This is a genomic window from Drancourtella sp. An12 (assembly GCF_002160935.1).
Lineage (GTDB): Bacteria > Bacillota > Clostridia > Lachnospirales > Lachnospiraceae > Sellimonas > Sellimonas catena.
On sequence record NZ_NFLO01000015.1, the window covers coordinates 33,678 to 50,703 of the forward strand.

The following is a 17,026-nucleotide window of genomic DNA, read 5'->3' on the forward strand; positions in this document are numbered from 1 at the left end:
ATCTACTCCGGCAGCATCTGTTCTTCCTGAGAGCTTTCTGTAAATAAACTTTCAAACTCTTCTCTGGAAATTTTTTCTTTTTCCAGAAGGAGAGATGCACACTTGTGTAATACGTCCATATGCTCATTTATTATTGTCTTTGCTTCTTCATAACATTCGTCAATAATTCGTTTCACTTCCTCATCAATCTTCCCTGCAACCGCTTCACCGTAGCCCCTTGTATGGGCAAGGTCTCTTCCTATGAAGACTTCGTCGCTGTCATTGTCATAATTGATCAAGCCGACCTCCTTTGACATGCCGAACTTGGTCACCATCGCTTTTGCGAGGCTTGTAGCCTGTTTAATATCCTGTGACGCTCCTGTCGTAATGTCATCGAAGATGATTTCTTCAGCCACCCGGCCTCCAAGGGAAACCGTGATGTCCTGAAGCATTTTCCCTTTTGTGTTGAACATTTCGTCCTTTTCCGGAAGCGGCATCGTATATCCTGCCGCACCGTTTCCTGTCGGAATGATGGAAACCGTATAGACCGGCCCAACATCCGGTAGGAGATGGAACAGGATCGCGTGTCCTGACTCATGGTAGGCCGTAATCCTCTTTTCCTTGTCTGAAATCACACGGCTCTTCTTCTCCGCGCCGATTCCGACTTTGACAAATGCCCGCCGGATATCCTCCTGTGTAATGTACATGCGGGCCTGCTTTGCCGCGTAAATCGCGCTTTCATTGAGCAGGTTTTCCAGATCCGCCCCGGTAAATCCGGCTGTCGTCTGCGCGATCTGCCGCAGATCAACGTCATCTCCGAGCGGCTTGGATCTTGCGTGTACGGCAAGAATCTCAAATCTTCCCTGTACATCCGGACGTCCTACGAGAACCTTTCTGTCAAATCGTCCCGGACGCAGGATTGCTGGATCCAGAATATCTACCCGGTTCGTCGCAGCCATGACAATGATGCCCTCATTGACTCCGAATCCGTCCATCTCCACAAGGAGCTGGTTCAGTGTCTGCTCTCTTTCGTCATGTCCGCCTCCCATACCGGTTCCTCTGCGTCTTGCAACAGCGTCAATCTCATCGATAAAAATAATACACGGTGCATGTTTCTTGGCATCTTCAAACAGATCTCTTACCCGGGATGCTCCGACTCCGACAAACATTTCCACAAAGTCTGAACCGGAAATCGTAAAGAACGGTACATCCGCCTCTCCGGCTACAGCCTTCGCAAGCAGTGTCTTACCTGTTCCCGGAGGTCCTTCCAGCAGTACTCCTTTCGGAATTCTCGCCCCTACCTGAATATATCTTTGAGGATTTTTCAGAAAATCCACAATTTCCTCAAGTTCCTCTTTTTCCTCTTTGAGTCCTGCCACATCATCGAATGTGACTTTTTTGTCTTTATCCGTACTCATTCTGGCCCGGCTCTTTCCGAAATTCATTGCTTTGGCACCCGCTCCTCCGTCAGCTGCGCCGCTCTGTCTTCGCATAAATGCGAAAAGCAGGAAAATCGCGCCTACCATAATGATCGTTGGAAGAATCGATGTCAGAAATACATTTTCACCCGGTACTTCACTTAACTCACAGCTGATTCCTTCACTTTCCAGATAATTCTGTTCGTTCTGAACATTGGAAATATTGACATACCGGTATTCTCCGGAATCTTTCATCAAAAGTTCAACCTGACCCGTCGGAACTGCCTGATCCTGATAGATGACAGCGCTTTCCACCTGGTTCCCTTCGACGGCCTCATGGTATTCATCCAGCGTCAGCGTCCTGCTTCTCTGCTGTGACTGATTGGTTACCCAGAAAGCAAGGAAGATCAGCACGATGAATATCAGTACTGATACGCTGCCGAAGCCTCTGTTCTTTTTATTATTCAACCTTCCTTTTTCTCCTTTCTATTCTACTCCTTCGACCACTCCGATATACGGAAGGTTCCGGTACTTCTGGTCATAGTCAAGACCGTAGCCGACTACAAATTCATCCGGAATGTTAAAGCCGACATAGTCAACGTGAACATCTTTCACGCGGCGTTCCGGTTTGTCCAGAAGTGTACAGATATGCATGCTTTTCGGCCCTCTTTCGTTTAAAATTTTCATCAGATGAAAAAGCGTGCGGCCGGAATCGATGATATCCTCCACAATAATCACATCTTTCCCCTCAAGCGGTTCATCCAGATCCTTCACGATCTTTACCACGCCGCTTGATTCCGTGCCTGATCCATAGCTGCTGACACTCATAAAATCCATGGAAACTGGAACTGTAATTCTCTTTGCAAGTTCACACATAAAAAAGACCCCGCCTTTCAGGACGCAGATCAGATGTACATGCTTTCCGGCATAATCTTCACTGATCTTCTTTCCAAGCTCCTCGATCCTTTGATTTACCTGCTCCTCCGGAACCAATACTTTAATTGTCTCTGCCATTTTTTTCTCCTCCGTAAATCTCTATTTGTACTATTTTTACTGTTCTTTCCGTAATCTGATACGCTTTATTCTGCCGGTACCCGACGATCCAGACGATCTCATTCCCGTCTGCAATCAGCGGAATTTCATCTCGTTTGCCGGCCGGAACCTTCTGATTAATAAAAAATTTCTTTAAAGTTTGACGCTTTCCGTCTGCGGTGACCGTAATATAGTCACCCTCCCGGCGTGTCCGCATGACAAGTCTGCCTTTTATTATATCATAATCAAACCATTTCGTGTAGGGGGTATCTGGCCACTTTTCGCCCTCCCGGCGGTCAAAGACCTGCATTTTAAACCCGATTTCCGGTTTTTTCTCCAGCTGTTCTCCCATCTTCTCTTTTTTCTGTATCAATACTCCTTCGTATGTCCGAAGTGCTCTGACTCCGTAAGGAAGTGATATGCTTCTCCCCGGCTGTTTTTCCATAAGCCCGTGGATATCCTGCACATGAACCGCCCGCAGATTTTTTTCACCTGCGCACACCTCGCAGAGTACAGAACGGATAACTTCCTCACGGAACACCTTCGGAACTCTTTCCAGTTCCGCTTTCCGGATGAGCTTTCCGCCGTCTGTTTCCTTCACACATTCTTTAATATATGTTCCCGTTTCGTCTTCCATATATTCCCACAACTCAGACATTTTTTCCGCCATTCTGGAAATATGTTCTGCCGTTCCCGGATTGATCTCATTTAGTTCTTTCATGACTCTGTTGCGGATCCGGTTTCTTGTGTAAGCATCCTCCAGGTTGGTCGCGTCGATTCTCCACGGAATCCCCTGCTCTTTCAGCGCTGCCTCAATTTCCGCCTTTCCCACGCAGAGGAGGGGATGAATCAGTTCCCCGGAGACCGGGAGAATCCCCCGCATCCCCTTTACCCGGCTTCCCCTGCAGAGATTCATAATGACAGTCTCCGCGTTATCGTCCTGATGGTGGGCAAACGCGATTTTGTCCGCATGCTCTTCCACCATCACCTTTCGCATGGCTTCCCGGCGGACTTCCCGGCCCGCCTCCTCCTGGGAGCATTTTCTCTTTTCCGCCTCTTTTGCCACATCAATCCGGAACACACGGCATGGGACGTTCTGCTGCCTGCATAGTTCTTCCACAAACCGTTCGTCCGCGTCGGCCTCCTCTCCCCGCAGCATGTGATTGACGTGAACCGCTGTGACCCGGATTCCCATTGTCTTTTGCAGGCTCAAAAGTACAAAAAGCAGGCATACCGAATCAGCTCCTCCGGATATACCTGCAACTATATGTTCCCCTCGCTCTATCATATTCCATCGTCTTAGATAGGATTCCACTTTTTTCTGCAATCCTTCCCGTTTTTTCTCTTCAGCCACGTCGTTTTCTCCTGTATCTCTTTTTCTTCATCTTATATAATAATTCCGTAAAAAGCAAGTTATATTCTCCAGATTCCCACAACCAGCACGGTCATGTCGTCCATCGGCTCTTCCCCGGTCCACTCCAGCACCTGTTCCAGGATGTGGTGCGCCATTTCTTTCGGGTTGTTCAGGCTTGTTCCTCGGATGATAGTGTCCAGAAGAAACTCCTGCTCCCCTACCGGAAGCGCATCCATGATGCCGTCTGTAATCATAATGACGAAATCCCCGCTCTGCAAATGCTTATGTACGCTCTGGATTTCCAGATCCTGAATCACCCCGAGGGGAAGATTGGTAGAGCAGATCCTCTCCACTCCATTTTGATGGCGGATAAAAGTTGTGGACGCCCCTGCTTTTAAAATATCCACGGTCCCCTCATACAGATCGAAAATGCTGATGTCAATGGTGGAAAAACGGATCTCCTCCCGGCCGATCACCAGCGCCGTATTCATCATCTCCAGAGCTGTCCGCGCCGGAAATCCCGCCTCCAGAAGTTCCTCCAGCATATCCACTACCATGGCGCTCTCCCGGTATGCCTCCTCTCCGGAACCCATGCCGTCAGAAAGAACCGCTCCCTGTTTTCCTGCCGGAAGCTCCATCATGGAAAAGCTGTCCCCGGAAATATCCGCGCACCCCTTTCCTATCTTTGCCACTCCCTGAAGCGTATAGTAGTGCTGCATCTCCAGGAAAACAATGGTCGCATACTCCTGCCCCAGCGATCTTCTCTCGTCTTTTGCCGGCTCCATGATCCGTCCGGTGCAGGCCGACAGCACCCGTGCCAGTTCTTTCGTGCTGACGCACTGTCCTTTCCCCGCCTTTGCAGTCAGATGGATTTCATATCTTCCCTGCGGTGTCATCAAAAAGACCATGCTCAGTATCCGCATATTCTCGTTTTTCAGCTTTGTCCTGATCCGCTTTTCCAGACGCTCATCCGAAAAAATGCTCGCGTCCAGCTCCCTTGTCGCATGCCGGATCAGTCGCGCAAAGGCGTCCAGTTCCACCGCGCATCCTTCTCTGCTCTGTACAATACGATTGGTCCAGAACATCGCCTGCTTGGCATCCTGAAATGTTTCCATCGTCTCACGTAGAAACCGCGGCGCCAGGATACAGTATCTTTGAAGCCTCTTTTTCAGATCCATATTCAGTTCCGCTCCGTATTCATCCGCAGTTTTTAAAATTTCATATACCATCTGATGCGTCCGCACCCTGTTTTCTCCCAGACACCAGGACCGGTTTTCACAGTTTCTGCACACGTTCTCAGATACCCTGGAAAACATTTCTTCCACCTCGCCGGAGGTAAACTGCCCTTTCCTTTCTTCCATTCTGAAAAACGTATCCGCCAGATGCTCCAGCGATCTCCCGAATTTCTCCATCTGCTCCACATAAGGATTCATCATACAACTCTTCTTTTCCATCTTCTGCCCCTTCTTATATCTGTATCGTGAAAAGACCTTGCCTGAATAGAATAAAAAACAGCTTCGGGAAATCAGTCTTTCCCAAAGCTATCTTCTGTGTGCAATGTCATATCATTATTCCTCAGCTTTAAAGAGAATTTCATTCTCCTTTACCATGCCGAGCTTGTCTCTGGCCGTATCTTCGACGTACTCATCCGTCCCTACATATTCTTTGTACTCTTCGATCTCTTCTGTGCGCTGCTTCTCTGCCTTCTTCTCTTTTTCCAGCTCTGTGATCTGCGCATTTTTGTCTTGCAGTTCAGCTCCGAGCGAAATGCTGTGCACGGTCGTCACCGCCGTAAGCACAAGCAGAATACAGGATATAAATACAACGCTTCCTTTATATCTGGAAAACCGCGGTCCCTTCTGAGACGTGCGTGTTTTTTTCTTAAAAATCTTCATCTTTACCTCACCGTAGATTCAGGTTGTTCCAGGTTATACATATAATAGTATCCTTTTTCCCACGATTAATCAACTCTTTTTCCGTGTTTTCCAGTTTTTTTCTCAAAAATCTTTCCGCAGAACTTGCCGGTTTTTGACAAAACCGCAAAAAAGGCGACTGCTCCTGCCACAGTTCCCGCGATAAAGTACCACCGGATTTCTCCGGAACTTGTCTGAAAGATTTCGCCAAACAGATAGAATCCGCAAAACAGCCAGTACAGAAAATCTTCGGCGGAAACGACAATAGAATGATGCCGGATAATCCTCCGGAAAAGACGCAGCACCTCATATACCCCACAGAGGAACATCCCTGAAAAAAATGCTCTTAAAAATGCATCCGCCTCGACTCCCAGCCCGCTCATCGCCCGCCTCCTAATGGAACAGGCGCGCAAGAAGTTTTCCGCCCTGTTTGGTCGTCTGTTTCATATCTGAATATGTAATGCTGTCAATATTTCCGGAAAGGTCGACTTCTCCCTTTTCCAGACTGAGCCGGTTGACATGGAGGTCGCTCCCTTTCACCATCATCATCCCCTGTTCTGTCTCCAGGAGAATCTCATTCAGATCAAAGGACAGGACATCCAGCACTCCGGTCACAAGACTTGTCTTTCTGTTATTGACAACCAGTTTGTGTGCTTTCCGGACCTGTGCCTCTTCTGTAACGCTCATCATACTGCTGCTCATCATCATCTTCTCTCAACCTCTCTTTCGTTGTCAGCCTGTCTGCTTCTTCCAACGTGCTTCTGAGATATACTATGAATCTGCGCCCGCCTTTATTCCTTTTCTGAATTAAATATAACGGAAAAGCTCTTTTGCCTCTTCCTTCTTCGTCGTATCCTGAATATCCAGTACTTCCGCCTTTACTGCTTTCGTGCCGAACTGAATCTCGATCACGTCACCTTTTTTTACCTTTGTAGATGCCTTCGCCGGCTTGCCGTTTACCGTAACTCTGCCCGCGTCGCACGCTTCATTTGCAACGGTGCGCCGTTTGATCAGACGTGAAACTTTTAAAAATTTGTCCAGTCTCATAACTGCCTCCTGTATCTTTAATATAGTAACAAAATAGAGGGCATGACAGCCCTCTATTTCCGTTCATAAATATCTTATGCGTTGATTGCGTCTTTTAATGCTTTTCCAGCTTTGAATTTAGGAGCTTTGCAAGCTTCGATCTTCATAGTCTTTCCTGTCTGAGGATTTCTTCCTTCTCTTGCTGCTCTTTCGCTTACTTCAAAAGTACCAAATCCTACTAACTGGATCTTTCCGCCAGCTTTTAACTCGTCTGTTACAACGTCGATGAATGCTTTTAATGCTTTTTCAGAATCTTTTTTGGAAATTTCTGCCTTTTCTGCCACTGCTGCGATTAATTCTGTTTTGTTCATAAATACTTATCCTCCTATTGTCCCGTTATAAAAGTATCTTTCTGATCTGTCATGATCTAACTTTCAAAACCCCTGATTTCTATGGGTTATCTTCATTAAAAGTTATAACGGTTTCTTGTATATTTGTCAAGTGAATTATAGTGCTGCGCCCCTGTTTTCCGCAGGTTTCACAAAGTTTTCTGATATTTTAAAGCATATTGTCGATCATTTCCAGAACAGCTTTCCCAAGAGCCTCTGATTTGGCATCTGCGTCCTCAAGAGAAGTGCCCTTGATGCCATAGTAGAACTTCACTTTCGGCTCTGTTCCGGATGGTCTTACGCAAAGCCATGCGTCGTCTGTCAGATCGTAGTAGAGAACATTGGACTTCGGAAGTCCTGTTGCTGTCACTTCGCCTGTTGCCAGATCTTTGATCGTATCTGCGTTGTAATCACGGGCTTTTAATACCTGGTATTCTCCCACTTTGACCGGAGGATTATTCCTCAGCGTCTCAAGAATCGCCTGGATCTTTTCCAGTCCTTCGATTCCTTTCATTGTGATGGACTGGATACTGTCCTTGTAGTAGCCGTATTTGTTATACATATCGATCATGGCATCCCACAGTGTCTTGCCCTGTGTCTTATAGTAAGCCGCTGCCTCGCACAGTGCCATGGTTGCTACAATCGCGTCTTTATCTCTTGCATGGGTTCCGATCAGACATCCGTAGCTTTCTTCAAAGCCGAATACATACTCGCCCTTTCCTGTCGTTTCAAATCCGAGAATCTGCTGTCCGATGTACTTGAATCCTGTCAGAACTTCGATCAGTCTGAGGCCGTATGACTTTGCAATGGCGTCTGCCATATTGGTCGTAACGATCGTCTTGATCAGGCAGCCGTCCTCCGGCAGTCCTTTTAACGCCTGTCTCTGACTGATCTCATATTCAGCAAGAAGGCATCCGGACATATTTCCTGTCAGCACCTTATACTCGCCGGACTTCGTATCTTTTACATAAACACCAAGACGGTCAGCATCCGGATCTGTCGCAAGAACAAGATCTGCGTCCACTTCCTTTGCCAGTTTCAGTCCAAGTTCAAATGCCTCTTCTGATTCCGGATTCGGGTAGGATACCGTCGGGAATTCGCCGTCCGGCAGCTCCTGCTCTTTTACTACATATACATTTTCAAATCCGAGCTCTTTTAATACTCTTCTTGCAGGGATATTTCCTGTACCGTGAAGAGGGGAATATACGATCTTGAGCTCTTTGCCGACCTGATCAATGGCATCCTGATGCAGTACCTGTTTTTTCAGCTCTGCGATATAAGCATCGTCAATCGCCGCTCCGATGACTTCGTAAAGGCCTGCTTCTTTGGCAGCCTCTTTGTCCATCGTCTTAACAGTGGCAAAATCTGTCACTGCCTTTACCTCGTCCATGATACCTTTGTCGTGAGGAGGTGTAATCTGCGCGCCGTCCTCCCAGTATACTTTATATCCGTTGTATTCCGGCGGGTTATGGCTTGCTGTGATATTGATTCCGGCAATGCATCCTAACTTTCTCACCGCGAATGAAAGCTCCGGAGTCGGTCTGAGACTCTCAAATACATAAGCCTTGATTCCGTTTGCCGCAAGGCAGAGCGCTGCTTCATCCGCAAATTCCGGGGACATCCGTCTGGAATCGTATGCAATCGCAACGCCCTGTGCCTGCGCACCTTTTCCGGCGATGTAGTTTGCCAGTCCCTGGGTTGCCTTACGTACCGTATAGATATTCATACGGTTCGTTCCTGCACCGATGACTCCACGGAGTCCTGCTGTACCGAACTCCAGATCCTTATAAAAACGGTCTTCGATTTCTTTTTCATTGGATTCGATCTCTTTTAACTCTGCTTTTGTCTCAGCGTCAAAGTATGTACTTGTCAACCATTCATCGTATTTTTCACGATATCCCATATCTTTGTACCTCCTGATTGGTCTTCTATGCTGTCTATTATACACCACTCTTATCTAAATGGAAAGAAAATATCTGTTCTAAAAACGCCTTCTTTACCTCGTTCTGCTCAATGGAAAGCCGCAGTTTTTCGACACTTTTGGAAGAAATCCATGCTTTGTTGGAATTATAGTACGTGTTGGCGCATTTCCAGAATTTCTCCGGATAGGAAAGCCGGAGCGCAATGTATTCTTTTTCTTCTTCTCTGAGGGGATTGACCGCACAGTATGCCCGCAGAATCTCCGCACCGAGTTTTTCATTCCACTGATGCTTTTCCATAACTTTCCGGAGAAAATAATAAAGATCCGACGGCTGAATGTCTCTGCCCACATGTTCAAAGTTCACCACTGTCATGCCGTCCGGAGCAATCAGAATATTGTGGTAATTGTATTCTCCGTGGACAAAACTTCCTTTTTCTCTGCTCTGTTCCATCAGCTGCCGGTAGGCCGAATCCTCAAGACGCTGCTCCACCCTGGCCGCCACGCAGTACATAGCCTCAAAACATTCCAGGAATCTGCTTTCAAACTCCCCTTTGATTGTCTTTTTCCGGATAAAATTCCATACTTTCTTCAGTTCTCTGTTATGTCTGCGGTACTCATCCACAAGATCCGGTTCCCGGAATCCTTCCCTGCACCGGGGAAATTCCATCAGCCTGTGAACTTTGGCCAGCAGCTTTGCCGACTCCAGAATTTCCGAGTGTTTCCGGACGTCGCACTCTCGTCCCTGATACCACGCTTTCAGATAATAAGATACCCCGTCCTCAGAGACTGTCAGAAACTCTCCTTCTTTATTCGGAATCAGCTCATCGCACTTCAGATGTTCCTGATTTTTCATCGCTTTATGGATTTCATTCATAACTAAAATGCGCGGCTTTGATAATGCCGCCTGTTTCAAAAGCATCAGACCCCGATCCGTCTCACACAGGATGGCACCCCTCACTTTTCGGACATTGTCCACTTGTATCGGATATTGTTCCAGTACCTCTAAATCATAATCACCCATAACTGCCCCCTGCCTTCTGATTCAATCGTCTTTCTAGCTTATGAATGCGGGGGATTAAATAGAACCGGTTCAATCATTCTCCTCCAGCATGGCGGGCGGAAACTGCATAAAGACAGCCGTGATAATGCTGGTGTACGCCAGCTATCACGGCTGTCTTTTTGTTTTGTATCTTTGTACTATAAATGATTCATATTGGCCGCCCGGGTAATCAGGTAGTCTGTTTGATTTTTCTCCGGATCTTCCAGCACCTCTTCAAGAAGAGCATTCAAAATCTCTCCCATCTGCGGTCCCGGACTGATTCCGGCATCGATCAGATCTTTCCCTGTCACAGCAAGTTCTTTCAGCGATACGCATTCGCCCTCATCCACAATCTCCTGAAAGCACTTTGCAACGCCTTCAATATCTGAAATCTTATCGTCTCTGTGATACAGGCTCTGTGCCAGAGTATCTGCCATCCGGATTTCCAGATAGTAAGGGAACAGATCTTTTCCGATCTTGTTCACCGCCCTGCGGACCAGTCTCCGGTTCGGCGGCATCCGGTAGTCATGGTAGTAGACAAGTTTTGACACCTTCCGGATCGTATCATTATCAAATTTCAGCCGTCGCATGATCTCTTTTGAAAGCCGTTCGCTTCCGATGGCATGTTTCTTGAAATGGGCAGTTCCGTCCGGATCCATCGTCTTGTATTCCGGCTTGCCCATGTCATGGAACAGCATGGAAAGGCGGAGAATCCGGTCTGCGCGGATATGCTTTAATGCCTCCACTGTATGCACGCCTACGTTATACATATGGTGCGGCGTCTCCTGTGTTGTCTCCATCATCCGGTCAAATTCCGGAAGAATCACTTTGGTGATGCCAAGTTCCCACGCCGTCAGCATCTCTTCCGGGTGCGGTGACACGAGAAGCTTTACAAGCTCGCTCTGAATCCGCTCCGCGCTGATTTTGACAAGGGTTCCGGCAAGCGCGCCCGCTGCCTCCTTTGTCTTCTCTTCCATTGAAAATCCAAGCTGTGCTGAAAATCGGACAGCCCGCAGAATCCGGAGTGCATCCTCCGTAAACCGCTCACGGGCATCTCCCACGCACCGGATGATCCCTTTTTGCAGATCCTCCTGTCCTCCGAACAGGTCACAAAGGCCGTCTTCATCGTTGTATGCCATGGCATTGATCGTAAAATCCCGTCTCTTGAGGTCTTCTGCAAGCTTTCCTGTAAACCAGACTTCTTTTGGGTGCCTTCCGTCTTCGTACTCGCCGTCAATCCGGTATGTCGTTACTTCAAATCCTTCTTTTTCTGCCAGAACAGTCACTGTGCCGTGCTCGATTCCGGTATCCACCGTCCGCCGGAAGATCTGCTTGATCTCTTCCGGCTTTGCGGATGTTGTGATATCCCAGTCCTCCGGCTCCCTTCCCAGTATCGAGTCTCTGACACATCCGCCCACTGCGTATGCGTCAAAGCCCTGTTCTTTGAGCTTTCGGATGATCCACTGCACTTTTTCCGGCAGTCTGATCCTGACCTGTTCCATTTTAGTATGCTTTACCCCAGAAAACTTTGTGTTTTGCCGGTTTTCCGCAGTAAATACATCTGTCGGAAATCGGCTCTTCATCTTCGATCAGACATCTGGATCCGGCTCCGCCTGTCTCTGCCTTGATCGCTTCTTCACAGCTTTCATCTCCACACCACATCGCTTTGATGAATCCTCTGTTGTCCTTGAATTTTGCAACCATTTCATCCATGGTCTCTGCCTCATCGATGTGGCCGTCCAGGAATGCTTTTGCTCTTGTATACATATCCTGCTGAATTGTCTCGAGAAGTTCAGCCAGTGCTGCCGGTACCTCGTCGATTGCTACAACAGTCTTCTCTCTTGTGTCACGTCTTACAAGGACTGCCTGACCGTTTTCGATATCTTTCGGTCCAAGTTCCACACGTACCGGAATTCCAAGCATCTCCTGCTCGCTGAATTTCCATCCCGGACTCTTTTCGGACTCGTCGATGTCTGCACGTAATCCTTCTGCGCGGATCGCTGCCAGCAGCTCTTCTGCACGGTCAAGAACACCTTCCTTGTGCTGTGCCACCGGGATCACGCGTACCTGTTTCGGAGCGATTCTTGGCGGAAGCACCAGGCCGCTGTCATCGCCATGTACCATAATGATCGCACCAATAATTCTTGTAGAAAGTCCCCAGGATGTTTCATAAACACTGTGGAGCTCATTGTTCTTATCCAGATATTTGATGTCGTATGCATCCGGGAATCCATTTCCGAAGAAGTGGCTTGTCGCGGACTGAAGTGCCTTTCCATCATGCATCAGCGCTTCTACTGTGTATGTGTCTTCTGCACCTGCAAACTTCTCACTTTCTGTCTTTCTTCCAGCTACATATGGAATCGCAAGAGACTCGCTGATGAAGTCTTTGTAGACCTTCCACATCATAAGTGTTCTCTCTTCTGCTTCCTCGTAAGTTGCGTGGATGGTATGTCCTTCCTGCCACAGGAACTCTCTGGAACGAAGGAACGGACGTGTCGTCTTTTCCCATCTCAGTACGGAATTCCACTGGTTCCATACTTTCGGAAGGTCACGGTAAGACTGCACGATACGGCTCCACAGATCACAGAACAGTGTCTCTGATGTCGGACGGATCGCATATCTTTCCTGTAATCTCTCTGTTCCGCCATGTGTCACCCATGCAGCTTCCGGAGCGAATCCTTCTACGTGATCCGCTTCTTTCTGAAGCAGATTCTCCGGAATCAGCATCGGAAGGTATACGTTCTCTACTCCTGTATCTTTAAATCTCTTGTCCAGATCTGCCTTGATATTTTCCCAGATTGCATATCCATTCGGCAGATAGTTCAGGCATCCTTTCACGCTGGAATAGTCGCAAAGCTCTGCCTCTCTCACCACATCCGTGTACCACTGAGCGAAATCTTCATCTCTGGATGTGATAGACTTTACAAATTTTTTGTTGTCCTTTGCCATGTCGCATTCTCCTCTCATCATACTTTTTCACAGCTTCCAAGGACTTCTGCCCCCTGTCTTAATGTAAAAAACACCGGGCATCCGTCCCAAACAGGGACCGGATGTCCGGCGGTACCACCCTCATTAACCACAACATCTGCGGCTCACTTCATTGATCATTAACGCTGATAAAACGCTGCACTTTTCATACAGGAACTCCAGGTCCGGTTCAGCCGTGATCCGTCAAAGGCTCGCACCACCCGCCTCTTCTCTGAAACTTCTCTTAGGCTTACTATTCCCCTTCATCGTTCATTTATTCGGCTTTCGCCATGAAATTATTCAAATTTTACCCGAAAAAATCGGGAGTGTCAAGTAAAACGCATTGATTCCTACTAATTTGCCCGTTTTTGTGTTACTGTTCACACCGTACTCGGCAGAAGCAAGATGCAGCGTCATGCTTGCATGTAAGATGCATCTTCCTTCTGTTGAGTACGGGTGGAACTCATAACGTTTTTGTACATGGTATGTCATGGTTTTTACAATTTCTTTTTCTTTTCTTCTATGCTATGATTAGAAAAAGAAAGGAGTGCAGTATAATGAGTGAAATTACAAAACTACACACTTCTATGAAAATCACACCTTCCAGCACCGGAATCAATCAAAGAGTCCTCAATGAAATCTCCGCATTGGCCCAGAAGTACAACATTCGACAAGTTATTCTGTTTGGCTCCCGTGCAAGAGGAGATTTTTCCCCAACCAGTGACATTGATCTTGCGGTAAGCGGCGGAAATATAGCCCGTTTTTCTTTGGATCTGGATGAAGAAACTTCTACGCTGTTAAAATATGATATTGTTGATCTGGAACGGGCAATGCAGCCCGAATTACGCGAGTCTATAAAAAAGGAGGGGAAAACACTTTATGAAAAAATATGATAATTTTTGTTCCGCTTTATCAAACATGAGGCAGATATATAAATATACTGAACCTTATGATGATACGGTTATTCTTACTGGCTTGGTCGGGTTATATGAAATCTGTTTCGAGCAGTCATGGAAAATGATTTATGAAGCCAGTGCAACAGGATCACCTAAAATTATTCTAAAAACTGCTTATCAGGCTGGTATGATCAAGGACGAAGAATTATGGCTACGCGCCTTACAGGAACGCAATAATGTTGCACATTCATACAATGAAGACATTGCTCTGGAAATTGTGTCTCAGGCAAAGGAATCTTTCTATGCAATGTTTTGCAACTTAAAAAATGAAATAGACGCTAACTGGCTGTAGTTTCGTAATCTATGATAAATTTTCGGAAAGAGTGATCAAATGAAACCAATAAAGCAGACACTCATCAGCTTTATCGTATTTTTGATTTCGTATGCTGCTATGACTTTGATACTGACTCACTCTATTGACATCAAAATTCTTGCTGTCTTATCTATCTTTTACTTGATTTTAAACCTCATCATATATACGGTGCTGGATAAAGTTTCGAAAAGCTAATCATACACTATATGAATATTTAAGGAGAAATTTTGAGCGTTCTACATTAAAAGGAGCCGCAATGAAAAAATGTAACATTGTTTATGTGGGGAAAAACCGAAACGGTACTGACCGCTACTGGTGTACGACACATCATGCTCCGGCCGGTAACGGAAAAGGTGAAAAATTTCATACTTGTTTAGCCCAGAGCAATCCTGCTACAGACGTGCCGCAGGATTCTTTGACCGTAAATCTCCAGGAGGAGTCCGGCAACATCGCTTTATGGGCATATGTTCCGGCCGTATATGATACTGCAAAGATGGATTCCGCCTTTGGAATTCGTGTTCAAACGGGTAACGAGGCTGACAAATTCTGCCATCTTCTCCAGATAACAAATGGAGACCAGCAAGTTTCTTTTGATTATACTGCTGCGGTTTCATACCTGGCCTCCAATATCTTAAATCAGAAAACTGCTTACCTGGAATGTCCACACTGCGGATTTCCGCATCTTGATAAAGACTGGTTTGCCGCAAATCCCCACAAAAAACATCTTTGTTCAGGCTGCGGACGAAATTTTTATGAAAAAACTGCAGAAATTGGAAATCCTATTATAAAAGCCAATGGTTTATTTAGCGAATTTCATTTTCCTGCAAATTTCGTAAAGGCTACTCGCAAATTAAGCATAAAACAGCAGGATTTCCCTTTGGGCATCTCAATCTGGGGTTTCAATCCGGCTTTCTTCTGTACTGGCCCAGAAACAGAAACTGAGGGAATCCATGTCCATGCATATACTCAGGATAATTCCCGCCCGGTTATTGATGCCACCTACAGCGAAGTAGAAATTGACGGGATTTGTCTGGATGCAAATATGGTCCAGCTCTATATGGCGCAAAAGACGCTTCCATACTTAAAAGATCAAATTGCTTCTGTCAAATGCCCTGATTGCGGTACTGATCTGTTTGAAACAGGCAGGCAAAGTTGTCTTCCTTCTACGCAGCACGTCTGCCCGAAATGTGGGAAAGAAATAAAAACCCGAAGAAAAATCGTCGCTTCTCCCATGCCTGACATTATCGAAAGACTGAAAGGCAAAACCAACCTTCCGTTATCCGGACAAGATATATTGGATGTTTGTCCCCAGTTATCCGAATGGTAAAAAAGGAGGCCGCTTTATGAATACCTTTGATCTTGAATTCTGGAATCTTTTAGATGAACTGGTTCATAGCAGCGAAATTGTCATTGATCGTCCTAAGGGTAGTGTACATCCCCGGTATCCGGAACAGATTTACGCAGCAGACTATGGATATCTAAAAGGCACTGCATCCATGGACGGCGGCGGAATTGATGTCTGGGTTGGAACCGGCGGGAAAGAAGTTGACGCTGTCATCTGTACCGTGGATATCGTAAAAAAAGATTCTGAAATAAAAGTCTTGATTGGATGTACTGAAGAAGAGAAAGAAACGATATATAAGATGCATAACCGGACGTCTAATATGAAAGGGCTTTTGATCCGCCGTCCGGTCTGATGCTGTCTGGCAGAAAGTTCCGCATCTTTACAATTTTTATTATGAGGGAAAGAATTTATGAATGTAATCATCATTAATGGCCCGATGGGTGTCGGAAAAACCACAGTCGGGAGATACATTGCGGATCAGTATCCCGGCACCGCCTTTATCGACGGTGACTGGTGTCTGGATCTGCATCCATTTGTCGGCAATCAGGAGACAAAAGTAATGGCCGTCGACAATATTCTACATATGATCGGAAATTATAAAAACTGTTCTGTATGCCGGATGATTGTACTCGTATGGCTGATAGATGATGAATGGGTATATCGGCGTATCATTGACGGTATTTGCGCCCTGCAACTGGAACTGGTCAGCGTCACATTGCTGTGCGGTGAAGAACAGCTCATTCAGCGCTGGAGACAGGATAAGACCTGTGAATGGCGGACAGATCAATGGCTCGAAATCAGTCTGAAATCATTACCGCATTTTTCGACACTGGAAAACTGCATGGATACCAGCTATCTGTCAATCAGCGAAACCGCTGAACGGATTGTACAACAGATGATGAAACCATAATCAATTTATTGGCTCTCACGGCACAGGAGGAACTACGATGGAAAAAATCACATTATGCGGAGATAACTGTCTAGAATGTCCGCGTTATCTCGCAAAAACAGAACAGGAGTTAGAAAAAACTGCCGAGTTGTGGTACCGAATCGGTTGGCGAGACAGGATTGTTTCCTCGGAAGAAATCCGATGTCAGGGATGTTCTTCTCATAAACAATGCACCTACCATCTGGTAGAATGTACCAAAGAACATAACGTAGAAAAATGTAATCAGTGTGTGCAGTTTCCGTGCGAAAAAATAAAGGATATGCTGAAACGTTCTTCTGCTTATGAGCAAAAAGCCAAGGAAGTCTGCACTGCAGAAGAATACCGTATGTTACAGGCATCCTTTTTTAACAAGGAAGAAAATCTCAAAAAATAAACGATGCCCCTCATCGGAAGCTCCCGGATGATTTCATCCACTTCCCGATGAG

19 protein-coding genes and 1 other annotated feature are annotated in these 17,026 nt (G+C 46.4%); of the genes, 6 read left to right on the top strand and 13 right to left on the bottom strand.

Features of this window, described 5'->3' with window-relative positions:
• Positions 1-2 precede the first annotated feature (2 nt).
• From ftsH to proS, 13 genes are all read right to left on the bottom strand, one after another.
• Complete coding sequence (gene ftsH, locus B5E64_RS12620) at positions 3-1,865, bottom strand: ATP-dependent zinc metalloprotease FtsH (RefSeq protein ID WP_087168826.1); 1,863 nt, start codon at positions 1,863-1,865, stop codon at positions 3-5.
• Between the two features lie 18 nt (positions 1,866-1,883).
• Positions 1,884-2,411, bottom strand: a complete 528-nt coding sequence (hpt, locus tag B5E64_RS12625) for a hypoxanthine phosphoribosyltransferase (protein ID WP_087168827.1) — start codon at positions 2,409-2,411, stop codon at positions 1,884-1,886.
• Complete coding sequence (gene tilS, locus B5E64_RS12630) at positions 2,395-3,783, bottom strand: tRNA lysidine(34) synthetase TilS (protein ID WP_242960184.1); 1,389 nt, start codon at positions 3,781-3,783, stop codon at positions 2,395-2,397. The genes hpt and tilS overlap by 17 nt, the downstream gene beginning before the upstream one ends.
• A gap of 59 nt (positions 3,784-3,842) precedes the next feature.
• Positions 3,843-5,237 carry a SpoIIE family protein phosphatase gene (locus tag B5E64_RS12635; protein ID WP_087168828.1) on the bottom strand — a complete coding sequence of 465 codons (1,395 nt, stop codon included), beginning with the start codon at positions 5,235-5,237 and terminating at the stop codon, positions 3,843-3,845.
• A 114-nt stretch (positions 5,238-5,351) separates the two neighbouring features.
• Positions 5,352-5,678, bottom strand: a complete 327-nt coding sequence (locus tag B5E64_RS12640; protein WP_087168829.1) for a septum formation initiator family protein — start codon at positions 5,676-5,678, stop codon at positions 5,352-5,354.
• Positions 5,679-5,743: 65 nt separating this feature from the next.
• Positions 5,744-6,079 (bottom strand): spore cortex biosynthesis protein YabQ, encoded by a 336-nt coding sequence (gene yabQ, locus B5E64_RS12645; protein WP_087168830.1) that lies wholly within the window; start codon positions 6,077-6,079, stop codon positions 5,744-5,746.
• A 10-nt stretch (positions 6,080-6,089) separates the two neighbouring features.
• Positions 6,090-6,383 (bottom strand): sporulation protein YabP, encoded by a 294-nt coding sequence (yabP, locus tag B5E64_RS12650; protein WP_087168868.1) that lies wholly within the window; start codon positions 6,381-6,383, stop codon positions 6,090-6,092.
• A 120-nt stretch (positions 6,384-6,503) separates the two neighbouring features.
• Positions 6,504-6,758 carry an RNA-binding S4 domain-containing protein gene (locus B5E64_RS12655; RefSeq protein ID WP_118636889.1) on the bottom strand — a complete coding sequence of 85 codons (255 nt, stop codon included), beginning with the start codon at positions 6,756-6,758 and terminating at the stop codon, positions 6,504-6,506.
• Between the two features lie 59 nt (positions 6,759-6,817).
• Positions 6,818-7,093, bottom strand: a complete 276-nt coding sequence (locus tag B5E64_RS12660) for an HU family DNA-binding protein (protein WP_087168832.1) — start codon at positions 7,091-7,093, stop codon at positions 6,818-6,820.
• Positions 7,094-7,280: 187 nt separating this feature from the next.
• Complete coding sequence (locus tag B5E64_RS12665) at positions 7,281-9,014, bottom strand: phospho-sugar mutase (protein WP_087168833.1); 1,734 nt, start codon at positions 9,012-9,014, stop codon at positions 7,281-7,283.
• Between the two features lie 37 nt (positions 9,015-9,051).
• Positions 9,052-10,053: a CotS family spore coat protein gene (locus tag B5E64_RS12670; protein ID WP_087168834.1), complete on the bottom strand. Its 1,002-nt coding sequence runs from the start codon at positions 10,051-10,053 to the stop codon at positions 9,052-9,054.
• A 176-nt stretch (positions 10,054-10,229) separates the two neighbouring features.
• A complete protein-coding gene (locus tag B5E64_RS12675; RefSeq protein WP_087168835.1) occupies positions 10,230-11,573 on the bottom strand; it encodes a CCA tRNA nucleotidyltransferase in 1,344 nt (447 codons plus the stop codon).
• A 1-nt stretch (position 11,574) separates the two neighbouring features.
• Positions 11,575-13,020 (bottom strand): proline--tRNA ligase, encoded by a 1,446-nt coding sequence (gene proS, locus B5E64_RS12680; RefSeq protein ID WP_087168836.1) that lies wholly within the window; start codon positions 13,018-13,020, stop codon positions 11,575-11,577.
• Positions 13,021-13,109: 89 nt separating this feature from the next.
• Positions 13,110-13,314, bottom strand: a binding site (T-box leader).
• A 281-nt stretch (positions 13,315-13,595) separates the two neighbouring features.
• Between proS and B5E64_RS12685 the strand changes: the two genes are divergently transcribed.
• From B5E64_RS12685 to B5E64_RS12710, 6 genes are all read left to right on the top strand, one after another.
• Positions 13,596-13,931, top strand: coding sequence for a nucleotidyltransferase domain-containing protein (locus tag B5E64_RS12685; RefSeq protein WP_242960186.1), 336 nt, complete (start codon positions 13,596-13,598; stop codon positions 13,929-13,931).
• Positions 13,918-14,286 (top strand): HI0074 family nucleotidyltransferase substrate-binding subunit, encoded by a 369-nt coding sequence (locus tag B5E64_RS12690; RefSeq protein WP_087168837.1) that lies wholly within the window; start codon positions 13,918-13,920, stop codon positions 14,284-14,286. The genes B5E64_RS12685 and B5E64_RS12690 overlap by 14 nt, the downstream gene beginning before the upstream one ends.
• A 277-nt stretch (positions 14,287-14,563) precedes the next feature.
• Positions 14,564-15,634, top strand: coding sequence for a hypothetical protein (locus B5E64_RS12695; RefSeq protein WP_087168838.1), 1,071 nt, complete (start codon positions 14,564-14,566; stop codon positions 15,632-15,634).
• 16 nt (positions 15,635-15,650) lie between these two features.
• Positions 15,651-16,004, top strand: coding sequence for an inorganic pyrophosphatase (locus B5E64_RS12700; RefSeq protein WP_087168839.1), 354 nt, complete (start codon positions 15,651-15,653; stop codon positions 16,002-16,004).
• A gap of 57 nt (positions 16,005-16,061) precedes the next feature.
• Complete coding sequence (locus tag B5E64_RS12705) at positions 16,062-16,562, top strand: AAA family ATPase (protein ID WP_087168840.1); 501 nt, start codon at positions 16,062-16,064, stop codon at positions 16,560-16,562.
• Between the two features lie 37 nt (positions 16,563-16,599).
• Entirely contained in the window at positions 16,600-16,974 is a 375-nt protein-coding gene (locus B5E64_RS12710) for a DUF3795 domain-containing protein (protein ID WP_087168841.1), read from the top strand.
• Positions 16,975-17,026: the final 52 nt, after the last annotated feature.

Coding starts and splice junctions, on each gene's coding strand:
- B5E64_RS12685 (WP_242960186.1), top strand. CDS start 13,596: ATGAGTGAAATTACAAAACTACACACTTCTATGAAAATCACACCTTCC.
- B5E64_RS12700 (WP_087168839.1), top strand. CDS start 15,651: ATGAATACCTTTGATCTTGAATTCTGGAATCTTTTAGATGAACTGGTT.
- yabP (WP_087168868.1), bottom strand. CDS start 6,383: ATGAGCGTTACAGAAGAGGCACAGGTCCGGAAAGCACACAAACTGGTT.
- proS (WP_087168836.1), bottom strand. CDS start 13,020: ATGGCAAAGGACAACAAAAAATTTGTAAAGTCTATCACATCCAGAGAT.
- B5E64_RS12640 (WP_087168829.1), bottom strand. CDS start 5,678: ATGAAGATTTTTAAGAAAAAAACACGCACGTCTCAGAAGGGACCGCGG.
- B5E64_RS12690 (WP_087168837.1), top strand. CDS start 13,918: ATGAAAAAATATGATAATTTTTGTTCCGCTTTATCAAACATGAGGCAG.
- yabQ (WP_087168830.1), bottom strand. CDS start 6,079: ATGAGCGGGCTGGGAGTCGAGGCGGATGCATTTTTAAGAGCATTTTTT.
- B5E64_RS12675 (WP_087168835.1), bottom strand. CDS start 11,573: ATGGAACAGGTCAGGATCAGACTGCCGGAAAAAGTGCAGTGGATCATC.
- hpt (WP_087168827.1), bottom strand. CDS start 2,411: ATGGCAGAGACAATTAAAGTATTGGTTCCGGAGGAGCAGGTAAATCAA.
- B5E64_RS12670 (WP_087168834.1), bottom strand. CDS start 10,053: ATGGGTGATTATGATTTAGAGGTACTGGAACAATATCCGATACAAGTG.
- B5E64_RS12635 (WP_087168828.1), bottom strand. CDS start 5,237: ATGGAAAAGAAGAGTTGTATGATGAATCCTTATGTGGAGCAGATGGAG.
- B5E64_RS12695 (WP_087168838.1), top strand. CDS start 14,564: ATGAAAAAATGTAACATTGTTTATGTGGGGAAAAACCGAAACGGTACT.
- B5E64_RS12665 (WP_087168833.1), bottom strand. CDS start 9,014: ATGGGATATCGTGAAAAATACGATGAATGGTTGACAAGTACATACTTT.
- B5E64_RS12660 (WP_087168832.1), bottom strand. CDS start 7,093: ATGAACAAAACAGAATTAATCGCAGCAGTGGCAGAAAAGGCAGAAATT.
- B5E64_RS12710 (WP_087168841.1), top strand. CDS start 16,600: ATGGAAAAAATCACATTATGCGGAGATAACTGTCTAGAATGTCCGCGT.
- B5E64_RS12705 (WP_087168840.1), top strand. CDS start 16,062: ATGAATGTAATCATCATTAATGGCCCGATGGGTGTCGGAAAAACCACA.